Source organism: Paraburkholderia tagetis (assembly GCF_022213065.1).
GTDB classification, from domain to species: domain Bacteria; phylum Pseudomonadota; class Gammaproteobacteria; order Burkholderiales; family Burkholderiaceae; genus Paraburkholderia; species Paraburkholderia tagetis.
On the sequence record NZ_JAKLJA010000026.1, the window covers coordinates 94,800 to 114,567 of the forward strand.

A 19,768-nucleotide genomic window follows, 5' to 3' on the forward strand; every position below is an offset into this window, starting at 1 on the left:
CCTGCGTAGCATGGGCTCATGGGCTGTTCCGTGAGTCTGCGGAACAGATTCTGTCCGCCTTGCGAAGGAGTCACTCATGAAATCGCTAGTCGCCGCACTCTTCGTCGCATCCTCCGCGATCGTTCCCTCGCTTTCATTTGCCCAGCCAACATCCGGACCGACACAAGCCCAGACGGCTTGTGCGGGGCAACAGGGACAGATGCGTCAAGCTCAAAACAGCTACACGTCTTCGGACAAGCACTCTGGAATGGGCTGCGAGACGTCCGGCTCCGGGGCAGCCATGAACGGAAGCGCGCAGGCCGGCGCGCCCATGTGGCAGCCGGCGAACTCGACGCTGTTCAGACACCATTAATAGCAACCCGGCATGCGGCGTCGACAGGGCGGGCGTCGATGCCGTATGCCCGCCCCGGCCGTCGGCCGGGCTGTGCCTTCTTGACGAAAACTTCACAACCCCTGGCGTAGCATCCGCCCCGGAAGCTGCCTGCGTGGGCGGCAGAATGTCCGACGGGATGCCAGCATGCGCCGCGCGCCGCTACTGATTACCTTGATTGCCTTCACCGGGGTGGCCGGTTGTACCACGTACCATCCCCAGCCGATCGCCCCGGCACAACTTGCGCAACAGTTCGAGCAGCGCTCGCTTGCGAGCGGGGAACTGCATGCCTACGTTGTGCGCGAAACAGGCCACGATGTCACGCCGTGGCCGCCTGCAGTGTGGAACCGCGAGATGCTCACCCTGGCGGCCTTCTACTACTGCCCCGCCCTCGACCTTGCCCGTGCGCAATGGGTCACCGCCAAAGCCGGCATCGACGTGGCTGACTCGATTCCCAACCCGGTCCTTCAGTTGCCGTTCCAGTACAACACGCCTGACCCGGGACCGGGCGCGCCCTTCACCTGGGGCCCTTCGCTCGATATCCCGATCGAGACCGCTCACAAACGTGGATATCGCGTCGATCAGGCCACCCACCTGTCGGAAGCCGCCCGGCTGAACCTCCTCGACGCTGCGTGGACGGTCCGTGCCCAAGTGCGGGCTGCGATGCTCGCTGTCTATGCCGCCCGTGAACGCATGGCCTTCCTGTCCGCCAGGGCCGAAGCCCGGCGGCAGATCGCCGTGATGAGCCGGCACCGTCTCGCAGTCGGCCAGTATTCGCGGCCCGACGTCGACGCGGCCGTCCTTGCCGACACCCAGGCTCAGAGTGATCTGGCCGCCGCGCGCAGCGCCGAACAGGACGCGCGCGCGCAACTGGCTGCCGCGATCGGCGTGCCAGTCACCGCGCTCGACAGCGTGACGCTCGACCTCTCCGCGTTGGGCACGGTTCCGCCCGCGCCGCCGGGTGCGGACGCGCAGCGCACGGCGATCTTCCATCGCGCCGACCTGCTCGCCTCGCTTGCCGATTACGCCGCGGCCGAATCCGCGCTACAACTCGAGGTCGCGAAACAGTATCCGGACATTCACCTCGGACCCGGCTACGCGTACGACGCGGGCACCAACAAGATTGGGTTCGGACTCGCGGGCATCACGTTGCCGATCTTCGACCAGAACCAGGGCGGCATCAAGGAAGCCGAGGCGAAGCGTAAGGAAGCGGCGATCCGTACCAGTGCGCTGCAGGACAGGATTCTCGGCGACCTCGCGCACGCGCTGGCGCGCTACCAGGCGAGCCTCGAAGCGCTGCAGCTGTCCGATGCGCATCTGGCGAGTGCCCGCCGGCAACTCGACAGCCAGGCGGCGGCCTTCGCCAGCGGCAATACAGACCGGCTGACTTTCACGCAGGCGAACGCCGACTATCAGACCAGCGAGACCGCCCGGCTCGACGCCGAGGTCGCGGTCCAGCAGGCCGCCGGCGCACTCGAAGATGCGATGCAGCAACCGCTCGCTCCCGTCGACCATGAGGCCGTGAGCCATACCCTCAGCGAAGGGACAATAAGATGAAACTCCGGCTGATTCTTCTCTCCGTCATTTCACTGACCCTCGCCTCAGACGCAGGCTGGTACATCTATCAGGCCGTTCACGACGCCGGAGCCTCGACGACCGCGGACGCGCCGTCGTCCCCGCCGCCCGCGGTGCAGACGGTCAGCGGCGAAACGGTCGTGGTCGTGGGCCCCGAAGCGCAGCGCGCCAGCCACATCGAGGTGGCGCCGCTCGCAGCGGTCACGAGCCAGTCCGGCATCAGCGCCTATGCCACGGTCATCGACCTGCAGCCGCTCTTCGATCTGCGCAACCGCCTCGCCAGTGCACACGCGGACGTGGGCACATTCACCGCACAGGCGGCCAGTTCGCGTGCGCAGTACCAGCGCAGCCGCGCACTGTACGCCGACGACCGCAATATTTCGCAGAAGAGCCTGCAGGATGCCCAGTCGGCGATGCAGGCCGACGACGCAAAACTGCAATCTGCCAGGGTCACGCTCAACGGGCTTGATGGCGCAATGCGGCAGCAGTTCGGCGACGCACTCGCGAATGCCGCAGCGGCACCGGCCTCGAAGCTGTTCCAGCGCCTCCTGTCGGGCGAGGCGGTCGTGCTGCGCGTCACGTTGCCTGCAAGCTTCGGTATGGTGCCGCCCGAGCGCATCGCAGTCGATACGGCTGACGGCTGCGCAGTGCCGGCCCAAAAGCTTTCCGCGTCAGCGCTCGCCGATCCCACCGTGCAGGGGAGCCCCTGGCTTTACGTCGCCGACGCCGCGCTGCCAGCCAATCTGCGCACGAGCGCGCGCGTGCCGACGTCAAGCCAGGCCGCATCCGGGCTGCTGATCCCGGCGCGGGCGGTGGTGTGGTACGGCGGTCAGACGTGGGCTTACGTGCGCACGGCGCAGGACCGCTTTACGCGGCGCTTCGTGCCGGCCGGCAGTGAGGGCATCCGCGAGGGCGACCACGGCTTCATGGTGAGCGCGGGCTTTCACGCCGGCGACCAGATCGTTACGCAGGGCGCACAACTGCTGCTCTCCGAGGAACTCAAGCCCCAGGGTATTGCCACGGCCTGCAAGGACCCGCCCGAGTGCGACGACTGATCCGCGACTGATCCGCTGCCGACTTCGCCCCATATGCCCCGCCCGGAACAACGCCACTTCACGTCCCATGCTTGACGCGATCATCCGCTTTTCGCTGCGCTTTCGTGGCGTCATCTTCTCGCTGGCCGTCATGGCGGCCGGCTATGGACTCTTTACGCTGACGCGCGCAAAGCTCGACGTCTTTCCCGAGTTCGCGCCGCCGATGAGCATCGTACAGACGGCCGCGCCTGGCATGACCAGCGAACAGGTGGAGTCCCTTGTCACCCAGCCGGTCGAAAATTCCCTCGGCGGCATGACCGGACTGCAGTCGATTCGCTCGCGGTCCATGCAGGGCCTCTCCACGGTCACGCTCGTCTTCGATGATCGCGCCAACGTGATGCAGGTCCGCCAACTCGTCACCGAGCGCATCAGCGCTCTCGCGGGCACGCTACCGGCGGGCGTCAAGACACCCCAGCTCCTGCCGCTCACCACGACGACGAGCGTCGTGCGCACCATCGGCCTCACGTCGAAGACGCGCTCGCTCGCGGACCTCTACGATATCGCCCAATGGACCGTCAAGCCTCAATTGCTTAGCACCCCCGGCGTGGCCGACGTGATCGTGTTCGGCGGTCAGACGCGTCAGATGCAGATCCAGGTCGACCCCGCGAAGTTGATGCAACATGGTCTGTCGATTCAGGACGTGATTGCCGCGGCGTGTCAGGCCACCGGTGTGCGCGGCGCGGGGTTCATCGAGAACAGTAATCAGCGTATCGCCATCAACGCCGATGGCCAGATCGCAACACCGCAAAAACTCGCGGGCGTCGTGCTGCGTTCGAGCAACGGCGCGGCAGTGCGGCTCGGCGACGTCGCCAACGTGGCCTGGGGCAATGCACCGGCTGTTGGCGCAGCGTCGATCATGGGCGAGCCCGGCGTCATGGTCGTGATGGAAAGCCAGTACGGGACCAACACGATGGCCGTGACGCGCGACATCGAAAAGACGCTCGCCGGACTCGGGCCGGCGCTCGTCCGGCAAGGCTTGGACGTGAACGCCGACGTCTTCAGGCCCGCCAACTTCATCGAGGCCGCCGTCGGTCACCTGCGCACGGCGCTCATCGTCGGCGCCCTGCTCGTCATCGCCGTGCTGTTCCTGTTCCTGCTCAATGTGCGCACCGCAGTGATCTCCGCGGTCGCGATCCCGCTGTCGCTACTGGTCGCGATCATCGTGTTGAGCGCGTTCGGTGTGAGCCTGAACACGATGACCCTGGGTGGTCTCGCCATCGCGCTGGGCGAGGTGGTGGATGACGCCATCATTGACGTCGAGAACATCTACCGCCGCCTGCGCGAAAACCGCACGCGGTGCGAGCCGCTACCCGCCTTTCGCGTCGTGCTGCGCGCGTCGCTCGAAGTCCGCAGCGCCGTGGTGTTCGCCACCTTCATCGTGATGCTGATCTTCCTGCCCGTGCTCACGCTCACCGGCATCGGTGGGCGGCTCTTTGCGCCGCTGGGCATTGCCTACATTCTCGCCGTGCTCGCGTCGCTCGGCGTCGCCCTGACGCTCACGCCCGCGATGGCGCTTGCACTGCTCGCGAAGGGCTCGTTGCCCGAGCGGGAGCCGCGCCTGATCGGGCGCCTCAAGGCGCGTTACATCGCGATGCTGACGAAAGTCGAACAGCATGTGAAGGCGGTCGTGGTAATCGTCGCGGTGATGTGCACCGTGGCGCTCGCCTCGCTGCCCTTCATGAGGGGGAGTTTCATTCCGCAACTGCGAGAAGGGCATTACACCGTTCACATGGGGCTCACACCGGGCACCTCGCTCGCCGAATCGATGCGCATCGGCACGCAGGTCTCGAAGGCGCTGCTGCAAGTGCCGGGCGTGCGTCTCGTGGCGCAGCGTGCCGGCCGCGCCAACGGCGTGGTCGACCCGACTGGCGTGCAGCTCTCCGAGTTCGAAGTGGACCTCAAGCCGATGGGCGCATCGGGCCAGAGCTGGGCGCTCTACCGGATTCGCCAGGCGCTGGCGCGCTTTCCGGGCCTCTCCACCTCGGTCAACACGTTTCTCGAGGAGCGTATCGACGAAACCATTTCGGGCACCACGGCCCCCGTGGTCGTGAATGTGTTCGGCAACAATCTCGACGTCATCGATCGCACGGCGCAGCAGATCGCGCAGCTGATCGGCACGATCCACGGCGTTGCCAGCGTGAAGGTGGATTCGCCGCCCGGGATACCGGAACTGGACGTGAGGCTCAATCCCGACGCCCTGAGCCGCTGGGGCTTCCGTCCCGTCGAGGTGCTCGATGCGATCCAGGCCTCGTATGCGGGCGTGACCGTATCACAGATTCACGAGGGCGGCCGCACCTGGGACGTCGCGGTCGTGCTCGATCCGGCCCAGCGTCAGACGGTCGGAGACATTGGCAAGCTCATGGTGCGCAATGCCGACGGCCTTGCCGTGCCGCTCTCCACGCTCGCGACGATCCGTCAGGTTGCCGGCCGCTACCAGATCACGCACGACGGTGGCCAGCGGGTGCAAACGGTATCGGTCAATCTCGGCAGCCGGCCGGTCAGCGACTTCGTGAAGGAAGGGCGGGCGCGTGTGAACCGTGACATCAGGATGCCGCCCGGCACGTATGCCGTTTTCAGCGGAGAGAGCGAAGCACGCGCACAATCGCAGCGCGACCTGATCGCGTATGGAGGGATTTCGCTCGTCGGCATTGCCCTGCTGCTGTTCCTGGCGATGAAGAACCGGCGCGCGGTGCTGCTGGTCATGATCAACCTGCCCTGCGCGCTCGTCGGCGGGGTCCTGAGCGTGGCGCTGACCGGCGCGAACCTGTCGCTGGGCAGCATGGTCGGTTTCGTCACACTGCTTGGCATATCGCTGCGCAATTCGATCATGCTGATCAGCCACTACGAGCATCTGGTGTACGTCGACCGGCTGGACTGGAACATGGACACGGCGGTGCGCGGTGCGTCGGAACGGCTGGTACCGATCCTGATGACCGCACTGGTGACCGCGCTCGCCCTGCTGCCGCTCGCCGTGACGAGCGGTGCACCGGGCGACGAGATCGAGGGGCCGATGGCGATCGTCATTCTGGGCGGCCTGCTCACGTCGACCGCACTGAACCTGATCGTGCTGCCGACGCTGGCGCTGCGCTACGGGCGTTTCGCGCGCGACGAGCTGGCCGAAACCGGCCCGGCAGCGGCACAGGGCGAAACGGGAGCCGGTTTGTGACCGGGCAGCCAGCGATGGAGGACCTTCCCGACGGCCTGAGCACGGCCGAGGTGGCCGAACGCCAGGCGCGCGGTGACGTCCGGGCGCACACGAGCCGCAGCTTCGGCGCGATCGTGCGCGCCAATGTGTTCACGCGCTTCAGCGCCCTGCTGGGCTCGCTGTGCGCCATGGTGCTCGCAGTGGGCCCCTGGCAGGATGCGCTTTTCGGCGGCGTGCTGATCACGAATTCGCTCATCGGCATCGTCCAGGAATGGCGGGCGAAGCACCAGCTCGACCGGCTCGCGCTGCTGCACCAGCCGCGCGCGTGCGCCGCGCGGGGCAGACAATCAAGATTCACCCAGGCGCCATCGTGAAGGACGATCTGATCGCGGTTGAACGGGGCGACCAGATTGTCGTCGATGGCGTCGTCTGCGCGGCGAACGGACCCGAGATCGATGAATCGCTGTTGACGGGCGAATCCGAACCGCAGGCCAGGGCGCCGGGATCCGGATTGCTGTCGGGCAGCTTCGTCGTTGCCGGACAGGGATGGTACCGGGCCACGCACGTCGGCCGCGAAGCCTGGGCTCAAAATCTCGCGACGCAGGTGCGGCGCTTCGCGCCGCCGCTCTCCGAACTCAGCGCAGGCATCGATCGCATCCTGCGCTACATCAGCTGGGCGATCGCGCCGCTGGCCGCGCTGATGGTGGCGACCCAGCACCTGCGGGGCGTGCGGTTCGGTGAGGCGCTGCTATTTTCAGCCGGCGGGGTCGCGTGTATGGTGCCCGAAGGGCTTGTGCTGCTGATGAGCGTGGCGCTCGCCATCGGCGCTATGCGCCTCGCACAACGCGGCGCCCTGATGCAGGAACTGCCTGCCATCGAGACTCTGGCGCGCGTGGACGTGGTCTGTCTCGACAAGACCGGCACGCTGACGGAAGGGGCGCCCATCATGGAGCGCCTGGAACGACTCGGCGCTGATCCTGATGTCGACGATGCGCTCGCCGCGCTGGTGCTGAACGACCCAGCGCCGAACGCAACGTTACGGGCCATTGCGGCAAACCGCGCTGTGCCCCCGCCACAATGGCATGCCGTCCATGTCGTGCCGTTTTCCTCGGCGAGGAAATGGGCGAGCGCAACGTTCGCCGGGCATGGCACCTGGGTGCTCGGCGCGCCCGACGTCATTCCTGTCCTGTGCGAGGGGCAACGGCGTCGCGCGCGTACAGCCATCGTGCTCGTCACCGCGGTTGCCGTCTCGCTCATCGCGGCGTCTCGCCTTTATCTCGGGGTACACCGGGTTTCCGATGTCGTCGCGGGCCTGAGTTTCGGGCTCGCCTGGGCTATCGTGCTCGCCGCCGGATATTCGCTTCAGCCGGTCCAGCCTGTCGGCGCGAAGAGGCTGACAGGTCTCGTTGTGTTGACGCTGCTTGTGGGCGCCGCGTCGCACGTTGAGCGATGGCAGCCGACGGATGTCGTGCTTTACCGTCCGGCCGAGGTCGTCGAACAGATGCCGGTTGCCCGCTGGCGCGCAGGCGGCTGGCGCACCCTGCCCGATGGACGCGTGGCCGTGGTCGGCAGAATCGATGAACCCTTCAGCATCCAGTGGGCGACAACCGCTACGACCGTCGACCACGTAATGCGGGCACTCGGCTGGAAAGCAGTCCGCAGTATCCCGGACTGGCTGGTGGCGCAGGAATCCGGCAACGCAGGGGATACACCCGTGATCGCGCTGAAGTTCCACCAGGGTGCCGCGCCAGCGATGGTGTTCGCCAGAAATCCCGGCGCAGCGCCGGGCAGGCTGCTCGTGCTGCGACTCTGGCCAGCCTCCGCACGACTGCTGTCTGGGTCAGGGCATGACACCATTCCTCTCTGGGTCGGCACGGTGACGCGCGAATACCCGGAGGCGCCGCTCGCGTGGACGTTCTCGACCCAGTCGACCGATACGGATTTCACAGCGCCAGCGGCCGTGCTCGCCATCCAGTTCCCGGATGCACAGGGGGTGAACCGGGATGATCCAGGGAGTAGTGCTTTCCGGTCCTGGGACCGGCGTGTCTGGCTGTTATGCACCGACGCTACCCGCGACGTTGCGAACGATCCACCACAATCAGTCCTGACGCACACCACGTGCCGGTAGGGAGAAAGGTTCATGCACACCTGGCTCGTTTTGCCCGGCCATCACCCTTACCTCGTATCCGGCGTGGTGGTGGCCATCACATGTGCGGAGGCGATCCCGGCATCGAGTGCCATCGCGACCGTCGCGGCGGGCGCCGTCATGTTTGTCGTGGGCATGCTCGTTGGCGCGGGAGTGCTCAACATGTGGCTGGCGCTTGCGTCCGCAGTGCTCGGTGCGATCGTGGGCGACGCACTGATCTACGAACTGGGCCGGCGCTATCACGCCGATATCCGGTCGTGGGCTCACTCGACGGGACAAGACGTCGTCTGGGCTCGCGGCGAACAGTTCATTGGGCAACACGGGGCCTGGAGCCTCCTGCGCGCCCGCATTTTCGCGCCGGTACGTTCGACCGTTCCGCTACAGTTTGGTGCCGCGCGCATGGGGCGACCGCAATTCTATCGGCTCAACCTTGCCTCTGCGCTGGTCTGGGCTCCGGTCAGTCTTGCGCCCGGAATGGTAGTCGGTGCATCGGTCACCGTGGCAGACGCCGTCAGCACTCGTCTGGCGGTCGCATTGATTCTTCTTCTGCTACTGCTTTACATCGTCGCCCGCGTGGCGAGCCTGATGGTCGTCAACGGCATACCACTTGCAAGGCGTGTCGCGCGACAGGCGATGCTGGGGTTGATACGCCGCTTTCCCTGGTTCGAAAACCACGTGCAAAGGATCATCAAAATCGACGACCCCGAATTTCCGACCGTCTGCGCGTTCGCGCTGCTCCTGATCGCCAGCGTCTGGCTCTTCGGTGGGGTCCTGCAGGACGTCATTGCCAACGATCCGCTGATGCGGGTCGACACGGCGCTCTACACGTTCCTGCAATCGCTTCAGCCGACACCGGTCAGCACCGTGGCGCAGGGTGTCGCCGCTATGAACGGGCGCATCGCTGGCTGCGCAATGGCCATTGCGGTGTTCGGTTGGCTCATGTTGCAGCAAAGCTGGAAAACGGCCGCATGGTGGATAGCCGCGCTGGGCGTCGCCGTGGTGTTGTCCCCTGCTCACTGGCCAGAATCCGGCGGCGTACCGCCCATTGACTGGCAGGCCGGTGGCCCGCATACGCCCCTGCCAGACGGGCTGGCAGCGTTTAATCTCCTTCTTTATGGATTTCTGGCCTGGGTAAGCACGCGCGGACAGAAGGCAGCCTGGCGCGTCGCCGTCGCGATTGTCATGGCGCTCTGGATCGTCGTCGGAGGGCTTGCGGATCTCTTCCTGGGCCACGCCTGGCTGAGCGGCCTCCTCGGCGGCTGGGCGCTTGGCATGGCATGGCTCGCAATCCTCGGAGGGGCTTATGCGTTGTGGCACGTCAGTGAACCTGTCCATCCGAAAGGCCTGGCCGTCGTCGCGACCGGCACGCTCCTGATCGCGGGATCGTGGGTAATTCCGGCGGCCCTCCGGGAAACCGTGATGTCCCCGGCCACGTCTGCCCAGTCTGTTCATACCCTGACGGCTCGCGAATGGCGCGATACGGGCTGGCAACGCCTCCCGCCACGACGCACTGACATCAGCGGTGAAGAGGAAGAGCCGCTATTGCTGCAATGGCCCGCGCGCAGCAGGCTCATTGAACAAAGTCTGAATCGCATGGGCTGGCAGGTTGCCCCCGGGTGGTCGTTACACTCGACGTCCGGATGGGTGCTGCCGCAGACTCCGTCGAACCAGTTGCCCGTCTTGCCCAGATACGAGCAAGGGAAGGACGCGCAGCTCACGTTCATACGCCCCGAACCGGGGACGACCGGGACAAGATTCGTGCTCCGCCTCTGGAAATCGCATTACGTGGTTGAAGGCGGTCACGGCGCGAACCCGCTCTGGTATGGTGCGATTTACCATGAGACGCGCTCCCGGCCCGCAGGACTGATCGCACTGCCGTCCACGCAAGACGTCGAAGACACAGGCATCATCGTAAGGCTGCTTGGACTACAAGGCCAGTGTGTGGTCCGCTCGATAAACGACATGGGCTGGATTCGAAACGCGGTGCTGGTCCTGCCGGACGCGGTTGCCGCTGCCAATGCAGACATGCCGGAGATTGCACAAAACGACTGCGAACTGCGATGAAAACGACTGGAGAGGTCCGCGTGATGGGTTTGAACCGCATGCTCGACGAAAAAAGGCTCCACCTCATGTTCGAAGTGAGCCTGTGGTTCAAGGCCGTTTTCGCGCTTTCAGAAATTGTTGCCGGTGTCGCCACATACTTCGTTCCGCAACGATTTCTCCTGACGCTCGTCATCTGGGTTACGCGCGATGAGTTCGCCGAAGATCCCCACGATCTGGTAGCCACGTTTCTCCTCCACTCGGTTCAGCATCTTTCGATCGGCGCCCAGAAGTTCGCAGCCATCTATCTGCTCGCCCACGGCGTGATCAAACTATGGCTGATTGCTGGCCTGCTGCGCGAGAGGCTCTGTTACTACCCAGTATCGATGGCCGTCTTTGGCCTGTTCGTTATCTACCAGCTCTACCGGTTTTCGTTTACTCACTCATTCTGGTTGCTGCTCGTCACCGCACTGGACGTCGCGATTCTTGCCCTCACGTGGCACGAATATCACTATCTCAGGAACGAGCGCAAAGCAGCCCTGTATCATTCATAATCGTGTCTGCCATCGCATGTACCTGCTACTAACCCTGGCCTTTCAGCATCGAGCTCGATGTGCTGCGCGATTCCCTTTTACTTCGGATAGCGAACCGTGTTACCAGACAGACTGGCCAGCCGCCGGGCACCCATTCCCCGTGCGGTTCTGACGCTTGGATTCATCAGCCTCTTCATGGACCTTTCGTCCGAGCTGATCCACGCTTTGTTGCCCATCTATCTCGTCACCACGATGGGCATGAGCGTTGCGGCGCCTGGTTGGCTCGAGGGTGCCGCCGAAGCGACTGCGATGATTGTCAAGATCTTTTCGGGCCCCGTGAGTGACTGGCTAGGCAAGCGCAAACCGCTGTTGGTGCTCGGCTATGGACTGGCCGCACTTTCCAAGCCGCTTTTCCCGCTCGCCAGCACACCCGCGACCGTCGCGTCCGCACGCCTCATCGACCGCGTCGGCAAAGGTATTCGGGGTGCACCGCGTGACGCCCTCATCGCCGATATCGCGCCACCGGAGATTCAAGGTGCGTGCTTCGGACTGCGCCAGTCCATGGATACAGTCGGGGCATTCGCTGGACCTCTTGCCGCAATCATCCTGATGTTCTGGTTCTCCGATCACATCCGTACCGTCCTCTGGTTCGCAGTCGTCCCGGCGGTTATCGCGGTGGCATTGATTCTGTCCGGCGTCAAGGAGCCAGCCAACGCCAGCGTGTCCCGCCGTTTCCGGTCACCGCTGCACTGGCGAGATTTGCGTGAATTTTCCCGCCATTACTGGTTCGTGGTCGCGATCGGCGCCGCATTCACCCTCACGCGCTTTAGCGAGGCATTCCTTGTCCTGCGCGCCCGGCAAACAGGGATGAACATCGCATGGATCCCCGGTGTCATGGTCGTCATGAACCTCACCTATTCGGTCTCCGCGTATCCCGCGGGTGCACTGTCGGATTGGCTCGACCGGCGAATTCTGCTTGCCTGTGGGCTTGTTCTCCTGATCGCCGCGGATCTGGTTCTGGGCGCGAGCGCGTCGGTCATCACCGTGCTTCCTGGCGTCGCCCTGTGGGGTCTTCACATGGGTTTCACCCAGGGCATCCTCGCCGCTATGGTCGCGGAAACCGCGCCGCAGACGTTGCGCGGCAGCGCGTTCGGCGTCTTCAATCTCGCGAGTGGAGTTTGCATGCTGCTCGCGAGCGTCGTCGCGGGTTGGCTCTGGGATCGCCATGGCGCCTCGACGATGTTCTTTGCCGGTGCTGCGCTGGCTCTCATCCCGCTGGCGATGTGCCGCTTCGCGCCACGCATCGCAAAGCGCAGCAGATGACTCGTTTCACCTTTACAACGAACGTTTATATAGACGCAACCGGATCCGTCAATCGAGCCATCTTCCTGGCACTCAATGCGATGCCGTCTGCGCCACATTCGCTTGTCGCCGCGGGCGCGCTCATCGCGAACAATGCGATCTGGTTCGTCCCTGTCCTGCTTGCCTCAGCCAGGGATGGCTACGGCCCTGACGGGTACGAGATATGCAGCAAGGAATCGCCGGTTTCGTAAAACCGGCGGCTCATCGAGGCATTGAACTACCGACCCTTTTCCGGAGCCGTCACCTTTTGCGCGAGAGGTGCGAGACGCCTTATTCCGAATCTGTATGTCAAGGCTCAGATGCACGTCTTGTTGAGATGGTCGTGCTCATCGCAGGGCAAAAGGTGGAAATCCGCCGCTGTCCCTGCAATACGACACGCCACCGCCCCGCCCTGGCTTGACGAGCGGCCCCAACGGTGCGCGAAGGGCGCGGGCACCGCGCGCCGGCCGTCCTTCGCGCCCGTTCTCGATCATAAAGCGCGCGTCAGAAGCGATGCATCATCGCGACGCGATAGACCATCTGGTTGCAACTTGACGATGGCGCTGCCGAACCAAAGATGTACGCGTTGTCGAAGTCGGTCCCGGTCTTCCCGGTCGCGTGCTGGTACGATCCCTGTACATAGAGGGATGTCCGCTTGCTCAGGTCATAGTCAAGCATCAACGAGACCTGGTGCCAGTTCGGCGACGCACTGCCAGTCGTCGTCGAGATATGGGCGTGCGTGAATGTGTACGCGGCACCGAGCCAGAAGTTCGACTGGAAGAAGTACTGGCCGTTGACTTCGAAGTTGTCGAACTTCCAGGAATTCTGGGTTCCCGCCGCCGGCTGGTTGACGAAATAGGCATTCGACGTCGGGTTGTACACGTCAACGTGCGAGTAAGCAAAGGCGACCGTCGCCTTGTCACCGAACTTGTACGAGACGCCGGCATCGATGTTCTGCTGCGAGGTGCCCGTGAACACGGCTTCGTTGCTCGACATCGCACCGCCAAAGGTCGAGCCGCCGTTGTTCGTCTTCATGTAGGCGACCGCTGCCGCGAGCGGCCCCATCTGGTACTGAACGGCCGCGCTATAGACGCGATTCTGCGCGAAGCCTCCAGCCTGATTGCTGAAGCCGTACAACAGTTCGCCGGTCAGGCCCGCATAGGTCGGCGTCACATATTTGACGCTGTTCTGGATCCGGAAGTCGTAATCCGCGTTGTCGGTATCGTACGGGTGAGCACCCAGATCGCCTTCCCAGTTCCCCGCCGCCGTGAATCCGCTCCACATGTCGATCGTGGGATCATACTGCCGTCCCATCGTCAGCGTGCCGTAATAATCGGAAGCGAGACCCACGTAGGCCTGCCGGCCGAACATGCGCGACCCCTGCCCCAGCCTGCCGGTGTTCGTGTCGAAACCGTTCTCGAGCCGGAAGATCGCCTTCATCCCGCCGCCGAGATCCTCCGCCCCCTTCAAGCCCCAGCGACTGCCGGCGGTATCGCCGCTCACCATCTGATAGCCCCTGTTACCCGCGGCATTCGTCGTGAAATTGAAACCCTCGTCTATCAGGCCATACAGCGTCACAGAACTCTGGGCGTGGCTCGTCAACGTGAATCCCATTGCACCCATGGCAGTCACGGCCAGAATCGTCTTTTTCATTGCTGATCTCCTAAGGTTGGTATTCCAAAACTCGAACATCTTCGGGTAAAAAGCCAATCGGCTGCCGTGTTCAACAGCTATATAAAACAAACTGACTCTAACCTTTCACCGAGCAATCGATACACGCACGCGTTGCTGGATGAGATGCAACGCATTGTGCAGCCGATACATTTCGTTATCCATAATATTTTCTGAAGACCACCAGCACTCAACCATGTGCGGGGTGCTACATGCTCAAGAAAAGTTGCACCTCGCTCGCCTTCAGCAATTTGGAGATGGCACGCCGAAGAGTCCGGAGGGGGTGACATGTGTACGTCCCGGATTTGATTCGGGCGTTCCAAAGTGCAGACCGCCGGACTGCATCTGTGCCGAATCGAACATGGAATTCGTGCGTTTCGTCTCACTATCTTCTTTTTGGAGTACCTAAGGTATCAAGCCGGCATCATTGAGTTATTTTTTGTATGCCATCGCTAACCAAGGACTGAATCTTTATAAGACTGCATCGTACAGGTCAAAAGCGTGAACAAGGCGACTGTTGCTTTAAGACCAAGGACCTTGACACCTGTCGAGTATTCGGCCCGCTGCGATTTTCGAGCCCAGCAGGAAGCGGTACGAAAGAATTCGCCCAAGCATGCGACCGACGACACGCAATAACTCCTCGACATGATCGACGAGTTTCACCACATCGAGGCCACTATCCACGACAGTCCAGTCATCAATTGGCTGCGAGCACTTCAAGAGAACAGCAAGTTGCCCCTCATCGCATTCGAGACAACGATCATGCCCAAAGTCCTGACGCTATTACGCAGGCCGGACCCGGCTGGCTCAATCAACGACTCGCCGAATCGCTGGGCCGAATTGATACTGCCCCGCGAAGATCAGCGGCTTGCCCTGGCGATACGAAAATGCGTTGGGTTTCCGGTCAGAAGTGCAAACCGGTAACTCGACCGTCAGGTCACTGTTCTGGACACCATCATTTCGCCGCGTCGACTACCAGCGTGGCTCGCATGGCGTCACGATAGTGCCCTGGCTCGTTACAGAATGCGATATAACGACCTGGTTTGAGTACGAACCGGGCCGTGACAGTCTCCCGGGGATTGAGATCCTCCACGCCTTGCAGATCGCCCAGGCGCGCCTCCTTTACCTGCTGTGTTTTCTGATCATAAGGAAGCGCGGTGCCAGCGCCGGACCATGGCAAGACCATGAATTCGTGCTTCAACGTGTGAGACTCATTCGTGATCGTAAACTCGACCGGACCAGCCGGGATTGTCGATGGCACCAGAGTCAATGACATCCCTTTGCTTCCCCCGTCTGAAAGGTGAACCGTCACTGTCGACGGCTCAGCGGGTAAAGCGCCCGTCGAGACCGCGAGGAGACCTGCAGTCATCGCCGCCTGTAATGCGTTCCTCTTCATGACTACCCTCCCGTGCGACAGCAATCATCCATGCGATTACCCACCGGTGGGACGCAAATTCCTTTTCATATGAAAGGTGCGGCAGCCTCGCCGGGGATTCGATATGGACTGTACTGCTCGCTGCCTTAAGATCAACTTAAGACTGCACGCACGATCTCGCAGGCCTTCTTCTGTATTCGGGACCGGCGCATACCCATCACCCATTTCGTGACAAGGCACACTTACTTCAGAGCCCGCGTGGTCTCACGGGCATGCTTCACGACTGGCACCATGTTAACCGTGTCTTAAGTCTGGCGTTGCAAACTGCAATTGCTGGAATACAAAGCACCAGCACGCCCCGACGGGCTAATCACGGAGGTACTTGCCATGAACACCCTCATCAAGGCGCTTGCCCTGTCGCTTGCCGTTGCCACACCGGCAGTGTCGTTTGCACAGGCATCAAACGATTCATTGACCCGCGCGCAGGTCGAGGGTCAACTGATCCAGCTCGAACATGCGGGTTACAAGCCAAGCAAGACGAAGTATCCTGAGGACATTCAAGCGGCCGAGGCTCGCGTGGCGGCACAATCAGGCACTGGTTATGGTGGCACGGCGACCGGCACTTCGCAATCCGGCAATACCATCTCGCATCACAGGTGGAATGAGGAATACGGTCACCACTGACGACAGGCAGAACAGAACGACAGCATGCGGATACTTCTGGTAGAAGACGATGAACTGATCGGTAGCGGCTTGCAGCTGGGGCTGCAGGGCGAGGGGTTCGCGGTGGACTGGGCCCGCGATGGCAACGCGGCCTCACTCGCCTTGCGCACGACGTCATACGGGCTCGTCCTGCTTGACCTCGGCCTGCCAAAGCAGGACGGGCTGACCTTGCTCAAACGGTTACGCGAGCGCGACGACGACACGTCCGTCATTATCGTCACGGCCCGCGATGCCGTTCCGGATCGGGTGGCAGGACTCGACGGCGGCGCCGACGACTATATCGTCAAGCCATTTGCACTCGATGAGCTGCTCGCGAGAATGCGTGTCGTGCATCGTCGGCAGGCCGGTCGCGCAGGCACGGCGCTGCGAGCTGGCCCGCTACGGCTCGACCCCGCCCAGCATCGGGTCTGGCTGCACGATGAAGAGATACCGCTCACCACGCGTGAGTTCGCGCTGCTTCACGAGTTGATGCACAAACCGGACACAACCGTTTCCCGGGAACAGCTTGAAGAGCGTATCTACGGCTGGAATGAAGAGGTCGAGAGCAACACCATCCAGGTGCATATCCACAACTTGCGCCGCAAGCTGGGCACAAAGGCGATTCGCAATGTTCGCGGCGTGGGCTACCAGATCGGAGAGATTGTTTGAGGTCCCTGCGCCGGCGTTTGCTAATCTGGCTGCTGCCCGCCGCGTTGCTCACCGGGCTGCTTGCGAGCGCGGCGACCTACTGGGGCGCGCTCTCGGAACTGAACGAGGTGCTCAACGACCAGCTCAAGGGCATCGCACAGCACGTCGTGGTCGAACCCGATGGTCATCTGTCACTTAGGGGCATGCAGGGCGCAAACGAGGACCGGCTCTCGGGCGAACAGTCCCACACGGTGCTGCTTCAGGTCTGGCGCGGCACAACGCGTGTGTTCAGCACCGACCGGGATTCGTCAATGCCGCCGCCTCAAGCCGCGGGGTTCTCGGACATCGAAGTCAACGGACAGCTCTGGCATACGTACGTCGAGCGCAACGGCGAACTACTCGTCCGTATCGCCCAGGCGCGCCGCGCGCGCTGGGAAGCGGTGGCGGAGATTGCCACGGCCCTTTTCTGGCCTGTGCTGTCGCTGCTGCCGGTGCTTGCCCTCTTCGTCTGGTTTGGCATCGGCTACGGTTTGAGGCCGCTGCGCCAGATCGCGGCCAACCTGAAACGACGTGATGCGAACAACATGCAGGCGATCGACACTGCGGCCATGCCGGTGGAGGTCAAACCCCTGGTCGATGCAATCAACGATCTGTTGTCGCGACTTGACCACGCGTTCACCGCCCAGCGCCAGTTCATCGCCGATGCCGCGCACGAGCTGCGCACGCCGATTATGGGGCTCGGGCTTCAGGCCGAGCTGCTGCCCAAGGCGACCGGGTCACATGAACGCGACGCTATCACAGCGCAGATTCGGGCTGGCACGGCGCGCCTTGCCCACCTCGCCGAACAGTTGCTGACACTGGCGAGACTCGGCCCGGAATCGCCCGCTCCGGTCTTCAGCACGGTGGATCTGACCGCGCTGGCCCGTGGCGTTGTCGGCGACCGGGTACGCTACGCAGAAGCAAATGAAATCGATCTGGGGCTGGTAGCCACAGGCGTCGTCACAACAAGCGGCAACGCCGACGGCCTTCGCATCCTGCTCAACAATCTGGTCGACAATGCGATCCGCTATGCCGGAGCCCACGCGCGCGTTGACGTCATCGTGAGTCGCGAGGACAGCTGCGCCATGCTCGAGGTCCGCGACACCGGCCCAGGGATTCCGGAGGAGGACCGGGCACGGGTGTGGGAACGCTTTTACCGTGGCGATGGGCACACTTCGTCGGGCAGCGGGCTGGGGCTGTCGATTGTCAGGCGCATCGCCGAACAGCATCACGCTCGCATCTCGCTCGGTGGCGGTGAAGACAATCGCGGTTTGACGGTAACCTTGCGGTTTCCGCGTGGCAGACCCCATGTTGTTAACGTGGACGAGGATAAAACCAGTGGCACGGCAACCGTCTAGTCCAACAGGCAGAGGCCCCATCTTTTCGCGCTGGGAGCGGGCCATTACTCGCCCATCGCAAGGCATGCCCATTGGCACCAGAACATCCAGACGCAACGAAATTCCGCATAGCGCCCGGTCTCTAGCCTTCCTCGGCTTTTTCATGAGCACGTTTGACCTCAACCTGGTGCTGTTGGAGACAGGACCATCACGGCCAGTCGACAAGGTCCTCTACCGACACCAGGTTCGTGCCCGGGGCAAACTTCCTGTGCGCTCACCTGCGGCGCAACCGGCGCCTCCGGTATTCTTGCTGAGACGCGTCGTCGAAAACGGGCGCACGAATGCCGGAGCGAATTAAGGCTACCTTAAGTATTGCCATCCTACAGTTAGCGCGAAGTTGATGACGAACGCCACCTTGACGCCAGATTTTCCCGCTTCACGCAGGTGATTCATTGAGCCATCATGTGCCGGAATCCGGTGCTGCGGCTGACATCACCTTTCAGGAGCCCCGGCCAGCAGGTCGGGGCCGCTTTTTTTGGGGGGCGAGTAGCCTCCCGCTTAATACACCATCTTCAGTCGTTAGGACTCCACCCTCAAGCTGAGCAAGCAAACCAGACCGGCTGTGCCGCCGCCGGCGAAAGCGCGCATGGCAAGCGCAACGTCTGATTGACCAACCGTCTCGACATTGAACAGAAGTCACCTCGGTTCCAATTTCCGCCTCTCGCCAGTCAGTGAGCCGACGTTGGCAATTGCGCGAATCGAGCTCGACGTTCGAATACGGGATAGAAGGATGTGAGGGAAACGAGATTCATGCTCAACCTTATGCAATCTTTAAGCCCGCCGGATTTAACGAAAAGATAATACTCAAGGATCGCAACGTCGATGCCGTTAGGCTATCCGCCGTGTTTCGGCAAATATTTCCGGGAGTTTTCTCATGGCAATTCAATCGGTTTCCACCCAGCCCACCAGCGCAGCCACACACACAGGCGGCCAATCCCAGAAGGCAACTGAAGCGGGCAACGCAAGCAACGCGCCCCAATCCCAGAACGGTACGGCGGCACAGCAATCGGCATCGTCGGCTTCGCACACTGTCAAGATCAGTAGCGCCGCTCGTGCCGCGCTCGCTGAGGCCACAGAGACGTCGGTCCAGACGGCGCGGGAAGCCAGCAAGGGAGACCAACAGGCGCAGCGTCTGCTCGCAAGGGAGCATGCCAACAAGATTGCCGGACGGCGTGAGCGCGCGACCGCATCGTATCAGGGCACCGGTGGCGCGCAAGTCACACAAACGTCCTGGAGCCCCACCCGGTTGGACGGAAGACACGGACTGCGCGCAACGCGCCTTCTGCTCAATCGCTCAGTGCTCGCTTTCACGCAACAATCCGGCGGGGGGCGGCGCGCACGGAAAGGTGCGTAGCGCGTCCGTATCGAATCCCCTGGCGGATACTCTCAATGCATCTGCAGGACACGTGGTCTCCGCGTGTCAACAGCCCTCAATTTCCGACCATTCCAGAACAGCGTTGCGACGCGCATTCGTAAAGTACCTTCTACCGGAAGTCGAGCAGCGTCTCAGCGTGATGGGAATACGTCATCGAGCGTTTATGTAATCGTTCACAGTCGTAGCTACCCTAGCTAAACACAGCGTCTTAAATAATGCAGCATAATCTGCGTAGAACCTCGTTTGGCCTGATCCAATGTCGGAAACAAGCCTCGACGGCCGCGAGCACTTCGACGAGCGTGGCAAAGTAGCGGTTG

General features: G+C 62.7%; 14 protein-coding genes. 12 read left to right on the top strand and 2 right to left on the bottom strand.

Annotation, left to right across the window (positions count from 1 at the left end; translation table 11 throughout):
* Window positions 1-76: 76 nt before the first annotated feature.
* The 9 genes from L5014_RS25715 (at window position 77) to L5014_RS25755 (ending at window position 12,226) form a co-directional block, all read left to right on the top strand.
* Entirely contained in the window at window positions 77-352 is a 276-nt protein-coding gene (locus tag L5014_RS25715) for a DUF4148 domain-containing protein (RefSeq protein WP_238466612.1), read from the top strand.
* Between the two features lie 165 nt (window positions 353-517).
* Complete coding sequence (locus L5014_RS25720) at window positions 518-1,927, top strand: TolC family protein (RefSeq protein WP_238466613.1); 1,410 nt, start codon at window positions 518-520, stop codon at window positions 1,925-1,927.
* Window positions 1,924-3,000, top strand: a complete 1,077-nt coding sequence (locus tag L5014_RS25725; protein ID WP_238466614.1) for an efflux RND transporter periplasmic adaptor subunit — start codon at window positions 1,924-1,926, stop codon at window positions 2,998-3,000. Before L5014_RS25720 ends, L5014_RS25725 begins: the two co-directional genes overlap by 4 nt.
* 67 nt (window positions 3,001-3,067) lie before the next feature.
* Entirely contained in the window at window positions 3,068-6,205 is a 3,138-nt protein-coding gene (locus L5014_RS25730) for an efflux RND transporter permease subunit (protein WP_238466615.1), read from the top strand.
* A 14-nt stretch (window positions 6,206-6,219) separates the two neighbouring features.
* The gene (locus L5014_RS25735) at window positions 6,220-6,558 is read left to right on the top strand and encodes a hypothetical protein (RefSeq protein WP_238466616.1); all 339 of its coding nucleotides are present in this window, start codon (window positions 6,220-6,222) and stop codon (window positions 6,556-6,558) included.
* Window positions 6,555-8,312 carry an HAD-IC family P-type ATPase gene (locus tag L5014_RS25740; protein WP_338019328.1) on the top strand — a complete coding sequence of 586 codons (1,758 nt, stop codon included), beginning with the start codon at window positions 6,555-6,557 and terminating at the stop codon, window positions 8,310-8,312. The genes L5014_RS25735 and L5014_RS25740 overlap by 4 nt, the downstream gene beginning before the upstream one ends.
* A gap of 12 nt (window positions 8,313-8,324) precedes the next feature.
* Complete coding sequence (locus L5014_RS25745) at window positions 8,325-10,394, top strand: LssY C-terminal domain-containing protein (protein WP_238466618.1); 2,070 nt, start codon at window positions 8,325-8,327, stop codon at window positions 10,392-10,394.
* Window positions 10,391-10,924 carry a DUF2127 domain-containing protein gene (locus tag L5014_RS25750; protein ID WP_238466619.1) on the top strand — a complete coding sequence of 178 codons (534 nt, stop codon included), beginning with the start codon at window positions 10,391-10,393 and terminating at the stop codon, window positions 10,922-10,924. Before L5014_RS25745 ends, L5014_RS25750 begins: the two co-directional genes overlap by 4 nt.
* 174 nt (window positions 10,925-11,098) lie before the next feature.
* Complete coding sequence (locus tag L5014_RS25755; protein ID WP_238466620.1) at window positions 11,099-12,226, top strand: MFS transporter; 1,128 nt, start codon at window positions 11,099-11,101, stop codon at window positions 12,224-12,226.
* Between the two features lie 522 nt (window positions 12,227-12,748).
* Here the strand turns inward: L5014_RS25755 and L5014_RS25760 are convergent.
* Window positions 12,749-13,897 carry a porin gene (locus L5014_RS25760; protein WP_238466621.1) on the bottom strand — a complete coding sequence of 383 codons (1,149 nt, stop codon included), beginning with the start codon at window positions 13,895-13,897 and terminating at the stop codon, window positions 12,749-12,751.
* 973 nt (window positions 13,898-14,870) lie between these two features.
* Window positions 14,871-15,311 carry a hypothetical protein gene (locus L5014_RS25765; RefSeq protein ID WP_238466622.1) on the bottom strand — a complete coding sequence of 147 codons (441 nt, stop codon included), beginning with the start codon at window positions 15,309-15,311 and terminating at the stop codon, window positions 14,871-14,873.
* 366 nt (window positions 15,312-15,677) lie between these two features.
* Between L5014_RS25765 and L5014_RS25770 the strand changes: the two genes are divergently transcribed.
* From L5014_RS25770 to L5014_RS25780, 3 genes are read left to right on the top strand one after another with little or no spacing between them, the layout of a single operon-like run.
* Window positions 15,678-15,974 (top strand): DUF4148 domain-containing protein, encoded by a 297-nt coding sequence (locus L5014_RS25770; RefSeq protein WP_238466623.1) that lies wholly within the window; start codon window positions 15,678-15,680, stop codon window positions 15,972-15,974.
* Window positions 15,975-15,998: 24 nt separating this feature from the next.
* On the top strand, window positions 15,999-16,661 hold the full coding sequence (locus L5014_RS25775) for a response regulator (protein ID WP_238466624.1): 663 nt from the start codon (window positions 15,999-16,001) through the stop codon (window positions 16,659-16,661).
* Window positions 16,658-18,037: an ATP-binding protein gene (locus L5014_RS25780; RefSeq protein WP_238466625.1), complete on the top strand. Its 1,380-nt coding sequence runs from the start codon at window positions 16,658-16,660 to the stop codon at window positions 18,035-18,037. The genes L5014_RS25775 and L5014_RS25780 overlap by 4 nt, the downstream gene beginning before the upstream one ends.
* The last annotated feature ends 1,731 nt before the right edge of the window (window positions 18,038-19,768 follow it).